General features: G+C 35.9%; 14 protein-coding genes and 1 pseudogene. 7 read left to right on the forward strand and 8 right to left on the reverse strand.

The features are described 5' to 3' along the window. Nucleotides 1-6 precede the first annotated feature (6 nt). The 4 genes from truA to tnpA all read left to right on the forward strand — a co-directional run bounded on the left by truA (nt 7) and on the right by tnpA (nt 2,986). Nucleotides 7-747: a tRNA pseudouridine(38-40) synthase TruA gene (gene truA, locus BUB45_RS17120; RefSeq protein ID WP_073012647.1), complete on the forward strand. Its 741-nt coding sequence runs from the start codon at nt 7-9 to the stop codon at nt 745-747. 329 nt (nt 748-1,076) lie between these two features. Beyond that, nucleotides 1,077-1,514 (forward strand): 50S ribosomal protein L13, encoded by a 438-nt coding sequence (gene rplM / locus BUB45_RS17125; RefSeq protein WP_073012650.1) that lies wholly within the window; start codon nt 1,077-1,079, stop codon nt 1,512-1,514. A 20-nt stretch (nt 1,515-1,534) separates the two neighbouring features. Then, nucleotides 1,535-1,927 carry a 30S ribosomal protein S9 gene (rpsI, locus tag BUB45_RS17130; RefSeq protein WP_073012653.1) on the forward strand — a complete coding sequence of 131 codons (393 nt, stop codon included), beginning with the start codon at nt 1,535-1,537 and terminating at the stop codon, nt 1,925-1,927. 663 nt (nt 1,928-2,590) lie between these two features. Continuing rightward, on the forward strand, nt 2,591-2,986 hold the full coding sequence (tnpA, locus tag BUB45_RS17140; RefSeq protein WP_073012659.1) for an IS200/IS605 family transposase: 396 nt from the start codon (nt 2,591-2,593) through the stop codon (nt 2,984-2,986). A 254-nt stretch (nt 2,987-3,240) separates the two neighbouring features. Here tnpA and BUB45_RS17145 read toward each other — a convergent pair whose 3' ends face one another. Further along, entirely contained in the window at nt 3,241-3,600 is a 360-nt protein-coding gene (locus BUB45_RS17145) for a hypothetical protein (protein ID WP_073012662.1), read from the reverse strand. 93 nt (nt 3,601-3,693) lie between these two features. On the opposite strand from BUB45_RS17145, the gene BUB45_RS17150 reads away from it, so the two are divergent. Further along, entirely contained in the window at nt 3,694-4,233 is a 540-nt protein-coding gene (locus BUB45_RS17150) for a hypothetical protein (protein WP_084723779.1), read from the forward strand. A gap of 354 nt (nt 4,234-4,587) precedes the next feature. Here BUB45_RS17150 and BUB45_RS20265 read toward each other — a convergent pair whose 3' ends face one another. The 6 genes and pseudogenes from BUB45_RS20265 to BUB45_RS17185 all read right to left on the reverse strand — a co-directional run bounded on the left by BUB45_RS20265 (nt 4,588) and on the right by BUB45_RS17185 (nt 8,995). Further along, complete coding sequence (locus BUB45_RS20265) at nt 4,588-4,728, reverse strand: hypothetical protein (RefSeq protein ID WP_212590790.1); 141 nt, start codon at nt 4,726-4,728, stop codon at nt 4,588-4,590. A 135-nt stretch (nt 4,729-4,863) separates the two neighbouring features. After that, complete coding sequence (locus tag BUB45_RS17165) at nt 4,864-5,478, reverse strand: hypothetical protein (RefSeq protein WP_073012667.1); 615 nt, start codon at nt 5,476-5,478, stop codon at nt 4,864-4,866. Nucleotides 5,479-5,755: 277 nt separating this feature from the next. After that, on the reverse strand, nt 5,756-6,352 hold the full coding sequence (locus BUB45_RS17170; RefSeq protein WP_084723781.1) for a hypothetical protein: 597 nt from the start codon (nt 6,350-6,352) through the stop codon (nt 5,756-5,758). 17 nt (nt 6,353-6,369) lie between these two features. After that, nucleotides 6,370-6,754: pseudogene (locus BUB45_RS20505) on the reverse strand (SAR2788 family putative toxin); the annotation flags it as partial. 327 nt (nt 6,755-7,081) lie between these two features. Continuing rightward, a complete protein-coding gene (locus tag BUB45_RS17180; protein WP_073012672.1) occupies nt 7,082-7,876 on the reverse strand; it encodes an SDR family NAD(P)-dependent oxidoreductase in 795 nt (264 codons plus the stop codon). A gap of 96 nt (nt 7,877-7,972) precedes the next feature. Next, complete coding sequence (locus BUB45_RS17185; RefSeq protein ID WP_073012675.1) at nt 7,973-8,995, reverse strand: AraC family transcriptional regulator; 1,023 nt, start codon at nt 8,993-8,995, stop codon at nt 7,973-7,975. 296 nt (nt 8,996-9,291) lie between these two features. Between BUB45_RS17185 and BUB45_RS17190 the strand changes: the two genes are divergently transcribed. Continuing rightward, on the forward strand, nt 9,292-9,465 hold the full coding sequence (locus BUB45_RS17190) for an HNH endonuclease (RefSeq protein ID WP_244527760.1): 174 nt from the start codon (nt 9,292-9,294) through the stop codon (nt 9,463-9,465). 75 nt (nt 9,466-9,540) lie between these two features. Beyond that, nucleotides 9,541-9,936 (forward strand): SMI1/KNR4 family protein, encoded by a 396-nt coding sequence (locus BUB45_RS17195; RefSeq protein ID WP_342068365.1) that lies wholly within the window; start codon nt 9,541-9,543, stop codon nt 9,934-9,936. Nucleotides 9,937-10,196: 260 nt separating this feature from the next. Here the strand turns inward: BUB45_RS17195 and BUB45_RS20510 are convergent, their stop codons facing one another. Further along, nucleotides 10,197-10,367 carry a tyrosine-type recombinase/integrase gene (locus BUB45_RS20510; protein ID WP_244527759.1) on the reverse strand — a complete coding sequence of 57 codons (171 nt, stop codon included), beginning with the start codon at nt 10,365-10,367 and terminating at the stop codon, nt 10,197-10,199. Nucleotides 10,368-10,855: the final 488 nt, after the last annotated feature.

Genomic DNA, 10,855 nt, shown 5'->3' on the forward strand with positions numbered 1-10,855 from the left:
AAAAACATGGAACGACTAAAATGTACACTTCAATATGACGGCTCTCATTTCTCGGGCTTTCAAATCCAACCTGGAAAAAGAACCGTACAAGGAATACTAGAAAAAGCATTACAAAAAATGCATAAAGGTGAACCTGTACGCATTCATCCTTCAGGGAGAACCGATACAGGCGTTCATGCGAAAGGACAGACGATTCACTTTGATTCTCCATACAACATCCCTATGTACAATTGGAAGCAAGCATTAAACACCTTGCTCCCTGATGACATTTATGTTAAGCAGGTAGAAGTGGTTCCTAATACGTTCCACGCTAGGTATGATGTAGTAGAGAAGGAATATCGCTATTATGTATATCATGCAAAGGAACCGGATGTATTTAGACGCCATTATGCTTATTTTTTCCCGTATGCATTAGACGTTGCTTCCATGCAAGTAGCATGCCGTTATTTGGAAGGAACGCATGATTTTACAACCTTTTCCTCTGCTAAAGCAACAACAAGAGGGAGCAAACAGCGTACGCTTTATCAAGTAACCTGTGAACAAAGAGGCGCCGAAATCGAATTTATTTTTCGCGGCAGCGGATTTTTATATAATATGGTGCGCATCATCGTTGGTGTAATATTAGACATAGGTCAAGGAAGGCGAGAAGCGTCTGATATAGCTGTTTTACTGTCAAAAAGGGATAGACGAGCAGTAGGAGAAACAGTGCCCGCACAAGGCCTCTATTTGTGTCGTGTGAAGTACTAATTATTCTTGCAAGTGATAAGGGTAGTGATTTGCGGCAACACAAACCATTTGGAAGAGTGTAACTACTAATCCAAACGGAATAAATAGGGCGGTGCGCACTTGGGTAGAACATGGTAAAGAGCCTATATTAAAGCATTCTTTGCTCTATGGATGAAAAAAGGCGATCTCGTAAAGTTGAAGAGGAATAAACCTTGACATAATAGTGATATTTGGTGTATTATGATTAATGGCATTTTATTTCTAAACCATGATTAGCCCCGGAAACTAATTATGTTGAAATAGACGAACGAATAGAAATTTGAATTTAATTATTTTGGAGGGAAAGACACATGCGCACAACTTTCATGGCAAATGAAAATAATATCGAACGCAAATGGCTAGTTGTTGATGCAGAAGGCAAACGATTAGGTCGTTTAGCAAGTGAAGTTGCTGCGATCCTTCGTGGAAAGCATAAACCAACTTACACGCCACATGCAGATACAGGTGACCATGTCATCATCATTAACGCAGAGAAAATTGAATTAACTGGTAATAAACTAACAGATAAAAAATACTACCGTCATACAAACCACCCTGGTGGTTTAAAAGAACGTAATGCAGAGGAAATGCGTACAAAATATCCTGAGCGTATGCTAGAGTTGGCAGTTAAAGGCATGCTTCCAAACGGTCCTCTAGGTCGCAGAATGGCTAAGAAGCTTCATGTATTCAGAGGCGCTGAACACAATCATCAAGCACAAAAACCAGAAGTTTATGAGCTTCGTGGGTAATTAAAAGGAGGTAAATCATTTTGGCACAAGTACAATACTATGGCACAGGTCGTCGTAAAAAATCAACTGCGCGCGTACGTTTAGTACCTGGTACGGGCAACATTACAATTAACGGTCGTAATGCAGCTGATTATTTCCCATATGAAACACAGTTGTTAATTTTAAACCAACCACTTGTAGCAACAGAAACACAAGGAACATATGACATTATTGTCAACGTTCATGGTGGTGGCTTCACTGGTCAAGCAGGAGCTATCCGTCACGGAGTTGCACGTGCATTGCTAGAAGCTGATCCTGAGTATCGTAGCGCTCTAAAATCAGAGGGTTACCTAACTCGTGATGCTCGTATGAAAGAACGTTATAAATACGGTCTTAAAAAAGCACGTCGTGCACCACAGTTCTCAAAACGTTAATAGGAACATTGATATACCAAGGTTTTGCCCTCTTTGCTCTAATGAAGCAGAGAGGGTTTTTATATTCTAATTTGGAATTGATTACCCCGAGCTAAAAAGTCATGTACTTCTGGAACATCTCCGCTGTTTTCTCTTTCGCTTCATCGGTCACATGCGTGTAAATATCCATCGTGGTTTGAATATCGGTGTGGCCGAGTCGAGATTGTACATCTTTAAAGCCACGGCTGCAAACAACAAACTGGCATGTGTATGCCGGAATTCGTGAACTTTTAATTGGAAGTCCACGTCGGACCAATGCAGGGCATATGGTTCTCCCTTGTGTGCTCCTGTGAAGGCGAGCAACGAAACATGGTATAAGCCATGTCACCCTCCTGAATCGACTCTAAAAAGTTCCTGAGCTCTTCACGGGTATAGTAATGCTTCTTTCCTTCCAGTTCCGCATTATATTCTATCTCATGTTTTGGTTTCGGCAACGTGACAAAATCCATCGGGTTGCGCTTAATCATGTCCATTTTTATGGTGTATCGGAAGACCTGGTTTGCTTGTATCTTATAATTCTTGAAGCTTTTAACCTACAAATGCGTGGTTTAACTCCATCGTCTTTAGACGGTATTCGCTTTTAGTCTTATCCTTTTTGTCCATACGAAGTGAAGAGGTGAAAGTATGGAAGGATATAGAAAAATTAGTCATGCTGTGTATGATATCAAATATCATGTCATATGGGTGACAAAGTATAGATATAAGGTTTTGGGCGGGCACATAGCGGTGAGAGTGCGTGATTTGATAAGACAAGGTTGTGAAGCCAGAGGAATTACCATATTGCAAGGAAGTGTTGGAAAAGATCACATGCATTTATTATTATCTTGTCCTCCAAGTATTGCTCCAAGTAAAATATTGCAGTATCTAAAAGGAAGATCATCGAAATTATTGCAGGATGAGTTTCCAGAACTAAAAAAAAGATATTGGGAGCAACACCTGTGGGCAAGAGGATATTTTTGTGCCACCGTAGAAACGGTAACGGAAGAAATAATAAGAAATTATATAGCAAATCATCAATGAAGGTAAGGACGAAATATTTAGAATAGAAGAATGAGTTTAGTCTAGCTTTGAAAATGCTTCAGCTAAGGCCTTTGAGCAGAACTTTAGCCTGCGAAACGACTTTAGTCGTCGACATTATGTCTAAATCCACCTGCTTTTAGCAGGTGGTCGTTTAAAAAACAAAATTTCTATTCGTAATTGTAGAGTGGCATCTAGCAACCAGAGATCCCTTTTTTGGCAGGAGCATGTGGAAACTTCCCTTTCTCATTTTAAACTTACTTATAAGTTAACTTCTTAAGTGTTTGTGTTGTACCCCAAAATAAAAAACGATATATAATTGCAATAAGAAAAAATATATAAATAAATTCGAAAAGATGGAAGGGCTTATAATCAATTAAATAAGAATTAACAAATATTAATATTAAAGATAAAAGTTCCATTAAAGATTTATTAAATCCGTTCTTTTCGTATAATTTCTTTGCTTTTTGGAAATTAAAAATATCCTTTATTTCCTCGCTAAAAAACCCTTTTACAAGGCTTAAACCTATTATATAAATTCCCATAGCATATTCATAAGAAATATTCAAAGTCTGTGTTATAACACAATAAATTATGGTAAATAAAAGTAAATACATTTTTACCACCCCCTTTTTTATTATTCTTAATATTATAATAAGTGTAACACCATGTACATACTTCTGTGTTAAAAATTAATTAGGAGGGTTCATGTGCTTAAAAAATTCTTTTCTGTATTATGCGTTGTTGCTGTTGTTTTAGTTCTTTCTTTTCCAATAAGTAGTCATGCTAGCGAAGTTAATTATGGTGTAAATGAAAAACCAATTGATTGGAATTATGGCACATATGTTATTGTAGATAAGAATCAGGTCCAAATGGCAGAAAAACTGTCTACTTATTTTGAAGAAAATACAGATGGTACTGTTGATTTTAATGCCGATAAAGAAACTCTTATGGATATTGGAATTTCAGAAAATGATGCTGAATTAATGGCTTCAATTAATTCAGATGATTTATCTTTTAACGAAGAAAAACAAGAGCAACAAATTCAAGGCTTTGTAGGCTTTTACTTGAAGTTAGGGCCAAAAGTTAGAGCAATGAATGCTATAGTAGCTGGCGCATTTGCTGCAGGGTACGTTGGTTGGCATGTAAAGAAAATTGCTGCTGCAGGGCCTTGGGGCGCTGGTGCGGCTGCAGTCATCACCGCTTCAACAGCCGGGGTAGTTGGATGGGTAGTCAAAAATAAGTTATAAAAGGTTAACGTAGGAATAAATATTGCCCGTGTAAGTTTATCATACACTGTAAGAATACCATAAATAGTTGCCATAAGGCAGTCTTTAATTGTTGGCCCATGGAAGCGAAAATTCCTAGGAATTTTTTTCACATTCCATAAAGAAAACCCAAAGATTCGGGTTTCTAAAGAAAGTATCAAACGCTTTAAACAGCGTGTCAGATAACTAACTTCAAGAAAGAAGTCTATGAATATGCAGGATAGAATCGCAAAGCTAAATAGATATTTAGTAGTTGGCTACGGAACCGTACGTACGGTGGTGTGAGAGGTCGGGGGTTAGCCGCCCCCTCCTACTCGATTATGAATATAAATTTATCTAGCTTTCTACATTCTTATTAGTTGCATTATACTGTTTCTTTAAATCTATTAGCCCCGTAATAAAGTAAATTAACCCTATAATCATAGCAATAATACTTAGTATCATTAAACTACTTGGTACATATGATAAATGCGCCATAAATTCTTCTTTAGACCAACTTTTAGCGTTTGCTCCTGAAATTGCTGCGCTAATGTATCGAGTACAATATAGAATTGTAGAAATTAGAATGAAAATGGACCCTATAATTTTTTTGTTCATAAAATTCTCCTAGCATTAAAATTTCACTACTCTATAATTTCGTTCAATCCATCTTTTAGGATATACATACTTAGTTGCATACACCCTACCTCTAGGATGATAAGCTTGAACTTGTTTTACTTTATACTTTTTGTAAACGTGTCTGTATTGTAATCTGTACCTACCAGATGGATATGAGGGGCTTGAATAACTAACTGTTTTCGACCAAGACTTAGTAGTGTTGAATCCTATATAAGCATTTAAATCCCTCTTCGTAACATTTAATGATCCAGAATATGAATTAGCAACAGTTGATGAGTGAGATGCATGTAACACGCCACCACTGATTGTTGAAGCTCCTGCGTATCTCCATGATCCGTAACTCAGACCAACATATTTCTTACCACCTTTAAGGTACCATTTTTTTCTCCTGCTCATTGGTGACACAGATTCACCTTCAATAGATTCATTCTCAGTAAGCGCTTCTTTTGGAAGTACTTCATTTTCGTAAATTAATTCATCTTCTGATACTGGTTCATAATAAAAATCCACAACTGTTTCACCGGGTTTTAAACCCTCGTAAAGGAAATCTTTTTCTTCTTCACTACCAATTTCATCAGCATAGACGGTTACGTTAAAAATACTCAGCAATAAAAATAAAAAAAGACCAAAAAAATTTTTTTCATAATTTTTCCTCCAATTAATTCTATTATCAATAATCTAACATTTTAATTGGAAAATTACAACAAATATTTAGAATTAAAAAGACGTTATATACGTAATAGCCTCTCCTCATGATTTAACACCAACCAAATGTCCTGGTATTATTCTTTCCACAACAAAACCACCTCCTGTAACTATAATTGAAATGAGTTACGGAAGGTGGTTTATTGTAAGGTAATGTATCGATCTGAAAATTACTTTGAGTTCAAAGCATTATAGATGGTTTGTTTTCATACTCTATACACCATACTATAGAATCTATAATAGTATACTCTTGTATTTCTTCCTCAGAAATATCATTAATTTTATTTACTTTTACTAATTGCTCCATTAATTTGCTTTTATCTGTGTCAGATAATGAGTTTATTTCATCTTCTAACCAGACTGAGCATTGGTAGTAAGGGATCCACTCTTTTTTACAAAATTCAATTACCCAATCTGGCTTTGGAATGTGTTTTTCAACTTTTTCCCATTTGCTTTTATATTCTTTAATTGCGTCCCCAATAACAATCATAATTTCAGAGTCAAAAATATCAGTTTGATTTATATCTAAGCGTATGTAGAAGCTTTCAAACTCATCTTTTGCTTGGGCTTTCCAATGTTTAAAAACATCAATAAAACTTGAAACAATTTTGTGTTTAAACCAATTCGGGATAAAATATCGTTCGTCAAAGTTAAATATTTTTCTATATTCAACGCCATACTCTTTTAAAGAGTTAATATCAAGTGTAATACTATCTTTTTTCCATCCCCCAAGCTGTTTTACTCTTCTCTTCCAACCTCTAATTTTTTTTATCTGCATCGTTACTATCTCCTATTTTAAAACTTGAGCCTTCTCCCCTTTACTGGACCTTTATACATTTCACCAGTCAAAGGATCCTTGCTTCCTAAGTGTTTATAATTGCTATCGTATACTTCAATATCATTATGGGTATGACCCCACTGATAATACCGTTTCTTTTTTTCAGATCCGGAAGTTTTAGTTTTACCTTTGTATGGTCTCAATTTCTTCCATACAGGACTCTGGGATTTAGTATTTAGCCATATTAAGTGCAACATTTCTTAAGGTCCTTTTCCCAAAATATTTAATAGCCTGCTTAACACCTAATCTTGCAATAAAAGCTACCACTACAGGAACCGCTGGCAAAACCGAAGCATTTAATTCTGTTGAATCATAAATATACTCTTCTCCAGTTTTTTGATCTTCATGTTGGTTGCCTCCCTGACATTTTGTATTATATTAATTTGTACTCTTAGTGTCCAACTTGATTTGGGGGCTTATGAAAAAGCAACATAAGACATTTTAGCTAGGTTTGGTAATTTTAATTCAACTTGGACACTTTCATTAGTTTCAACTCTTTTTATAAATGGAACATACAAAACCACGAGTAAAAATAGTAGGTTTTATAATAATTAATAGTGTGCAGTTCGCTTAAATAGGAAAAAGTGATCTTCAGCAATCAGCGTTTTGCAAAAAGAAAGCGCCTGCTCTTAATCTTTAATGAAGATTTGTTTATTGAAAGAAAAAGTGCTAGAAAATAGTAGGTACCATGCCTCCATCCATACGAATCGGAGAACCTTTAAAAGCGGAAGCATAAGGGCTACATATAAAGGTAGTTAATCTACCTATCTCAGTTGGCTTGATAAATCGTTGAATTTCTGATTGAGGTAGATTTGTAGTCATAAATTCTTTCTCTTTTGCTGAAAAAGTCATTTCTTCATTTGGGTACATCTCCTCAATTATTTGATGCACATTTTCAGAGAGCGATGGTCCCGGCAAGATCGTATTGACTGTAACTTCTTTTTCTATTGTTAATTTAGATAGGCTTTTTGACAATGATAATAGCATTGATTTTGTCATACAATATTGAGGCATTTGTCCTGATGGCATAATTGCTTCTTCACTCGCAATAAAGATAATTCGGCCAAAATTATTTTTTATCATTTTAGGTAAGTAAAATTTAGATAATCCATTTGCGGCAAGCACATTAGTACGGATATACTTTTCCCATACTTCATCGTCAACGTCTTCATATTTCATAATTTCATAAATACCCACATTGTTGACTAAAATATCAATTTGGGGATGTTTTTTAAATAATGCTTCCCTTTGTTGATTATCTCCAATATCGGCAGTAGCATTTTGAGGGAAGCTATCAGGGAACTCTATCTTCATTTCATTTACGGTTCGTTCTACCTCTTCGTAATTTCGTCCATTAATTAGTACATGAACACCTTCTTTTGCAAGTTCAATGGCAATTGCTTTTCCAATCCCTCTTGTTGAACCAGTGACTAAAGCTGTTTTATTTTTTAATTCCATATCCATAATATATTGCTCCTTTTGGTTTGAAAAATATTCCTTTTCTTTTACAGTTCTTATTAAGTTATGCTACTGATACAGCAGTGTCGAAAAGCAAACTAGTCAATTTATCAAGTTTGCACAGAGATGTTCCGTACGCCACTTTAAAGGCGTAGCACCTTCCCATAGGTGAAAGGCGCGGTAGAATGAGCTTTGGTCTTCATATCCAATCAAAAATGCGATCTCTTTAATATCAAGCGACGGGTCTGCCAGATACTCTCTTGCCTGTTCATGTCGAACTTTTACTAACAAATGCTTGAAGCTTGTGCCTTCTTCAGTAAGCCGACGCTGCAAGGTACGATCACTTATCCCTAACTCGCTCGCAATAGTCTGAATATCAGGGCGACCTCCTGTTAAGCTACTTTTCATGATCCACTTGACGGTTTCGGTAATTGAAGAGCTGCGTGGGTGCTCATTCAACGACTGTTCCAGTACGGGAGTCAGTATCTCTAACAATTCTGCATTGTACGAGACAAAGGGACGATCTAGATCTGTTCGATGTATAGTCAACCTGTTACAATTTGTGTCGATCTGAATTTGGCAGCCGAAGTAATCTTCAAGTATCTGTAGGTCGCCAATGGAATGGGTAGAAAATTCTACGCACTTTGCTGTCAAAGGTTGACCTGTGCCACGACGCCCTAGTTCGAGAAGAAATGCCAACGTAATACCAATTAGTAGGGGAAGACCGGGTTGTTCACTATGCAATGTTTTTATTTCTATTGTACAGTGTTCACCTTCCTCGTTGATATGTAAGCTTTCAGGCGGACAAAGTTGCTTGTACCTGGCCATTCGCTTTAAAGCATCACGGTAGTCATGATCGTGGTAAGTTGCTAAGACAGTCGGAGGGAAATGATCTGTTTCAAAGGATGTTGCAAGCTTGATGATTCCTGTAGCAGTGTTATTAATGAGGTCGGAATAAGCTTGCCAGATCGCAAAATATTGGGCTGTGGTGACAACTGGATCAGAAACAATGGAGATTGGCAATTGTGCTTTTTGAACTACGTCATGCGCGGCTATTCCCAATTGACGTAATCCTATCCAAAATCCTGCAGGAATTTTTATACGGTCAAAGGTATATAACGTCATACATATGGTCCTCCTTTACCTATTTACATTATAAGTTTAAGTGTGTTCTGCTTTTCTAACAGTACAGTTTAATAGTAGCTCTCCAACGATGCTTTGTAACTAGTAAATGACGACAAAAAACTTGCTAACTACGCCAAATTATATTAAAAATGACAGCAGTACATAAGGATATAAATACTAAATTTTTGGTCCGTTTTTATAGCTCTACCTTATTTTCCACTTTTCAGCAACAAAGCGTAATTATTGATTAGGGTGGAACTGTAAAAATAGATGAAGAAGATTATAAAAACTCTAATATAAAAGCGGGATTAAGCAAAGATTCTGATCCACCGGTCGCTTCTTTATACGAAACGCCTGAAGGTTATACTTGGCATCACCATCAAGACGGAAGAACAATGATTCTTGTTGACAAAAAAATTCATAGGGAATTTACTCATGCCGGTGGAATTAGCGTCGTTAATAGAAAATAATTAGGAGGGTATATATGGTGGAAATTTTTGGTTCACATAAAAATCTTTCGTTAGAACAAATAGAGAGATTTGAAATTGAATATAATTAAACTTACCAAATTATATAAGAAGTTTTTATTAAAATGGAATGGTGGAAAAGTAGCTCCTAACTTATTTACTATATCGGACGAACAAGGCAGAAGTGTATTAAATGTATTTTACGGAATCGGTAATATGTATGATAATCTGGCTGATTTTATAGATATAATGGACGGAAGGTTACCGGCAGGATTTATTCCAATTGGAGATGACCCAGCAGGTAATGCTATATGCTTAGGCACTAAGCAACCGTATTATGAAAAAATTTATTTCTGGGATCATGAGCAGGAACCAGAAAATCCTGATGATATGAGTAATATGTATTTTTTAGCTAATAACATTGACGAATTCCTGAATAGTTTATATGGAGAAGTTGAACAAAATAACTCTTAGTATTTAAAGATGTTATTTTTTAAAAAATAACATAAAAATAACTGAAAAAAATAACAGAGTGAAATCCGAGGAAAAAATAATCTTGTTTTTATTTTATAAGCTGCATTTTTTAGGTGAAAAGAAGTGAGAAGTAATTTGAAGAAATGGTGTCAATTATGGCGGCATGATGTAAATCATCGCCCGTAACCTCTGATGCATCAAGGGTTATAAGTGTTGGTTAGGTGATATTTGGAGAAAATCTCACAAAAACCTCACATTTTTTAAAAAGTTGTTTTTTCAAGGATGTTTCCGTAAAGATTAGATATCTTTTCGGTTGCATCCTTTTTCATTTTATCCGTAACATGTGTGTAAATCTGCATAGTAGTATCAATATCTTCATGGCCAACGCGCTTCATGATTGTAATAATATCAACACCAGCTTCGGCTAGCATACTAATATGAGTATGTCTAAAATGTGAGGTGTAGCATACTTTTTTATACTTGTTTTTCGCATGAGACGATTCATTCTAGTTAAAATTGTCTTTGTAACAAAAGGAAACCCGTTTGCTCTTGCGAATACAAAATCTTTGGCGTGATAGCCTTCAATTAAAGTTCTATATTGCATTTTATGTTTATCGTTTTCTTGAACGACTTTTCGTAGCATGTCCATAACGGATTGTTCCATGCTTATTAAGCGGATGGATCCATCTGTTTTGGGAGTTGTTAGTTCGTAACCACGCATTTATTTTTTCATTCGTCTAAGTAAAGGTAAAAAAGAAGCTCAAAGAGTTTTCACGAAAACAGTCGTAAGCCGATTAAAAGCTTTGGGAGCTCATAAATTAGCTTGGGCAGCAGGAGCGGCGTTAGCGATTGCTAAACAAATTGACAAAAGGGATAAATATCCTAATAATGGATGGATAGATATTGCGTTTTAGGAGTT

It is taken from the genome of Virgibacillus chiguensis (genome assembly GCF_900129865.1).
GTDB classification, from domain to species: Bacteria; Bacillota; Bacilli; order Bacillales; family Amphibacillaceae; genus Virgibacillus; species Virgibacillus chiguensis.

Excerpts from the sequence above, each read along its gene's own strand:
- BUB45_RS17145 (WP_073012662.1), bottom strand. The coding sequence starts at position 3,600 with ATGTATTTACTTTTATTTACCATAATTTATTGTGTTATAACACAGACT.
- BUB45_RS20265 (WP_212590790.1), bottom strand. The coding sequence starts at position 4,728 with ATGGCGCATTTATCATATGTACCAAGTAGTTTAATGATACTAAGTATT.
- tnpA (WP_073012659.1), top strand. The coding sequence starts at position 2,591 with ATGGAAGGATATAGAAAAATTAGTCATGCTGTGTATGATATCAAATAT.
- truA (WP_073012647.1), top strand. The coding sequence starts at position 7 with ATGGAACGACTAAAATGTACACTTCAATATGACGGCTCTCATTTCTCG.
- BUB45_RS20510 (WP_244527759.1), bottom strand. The coding sequence starts at position 10,367 with ATGCTAGCCGAAGCTGGTGTTGATATTATTACAATCATGAAGCGCGTT.
- BUB45_RS17180 (WP_073012672.1), bottom strand. The coding sequence starts at position 7,876 with ATGGATATGGAATTAAAAAATAAAACAGCTTTAGTCACTGGTTCAACA.
- BUB45_RS17170 (WP_084723781.1), bottom strand. The coding sequence starts at position 6,352 with ATGCAGATAAAAAAAATTAGAGGTTGGAAGAGAAGAGTAAAACAGCTT.
- rplM (WP_073012650.1), top strand. The coding sequence starts at position 1,077 with ATGCGCACAACTTTCATGGCAAATGAAAATAATATCGAACGCAAATGG.
- BUB45_RS17185 (WP_073012675.1), bottom strand. The coding sequence starts at position 8,995 with ATGACGTTATATACCTTTGACCGTATAAAAATTCCTGCAGGATTTTGG.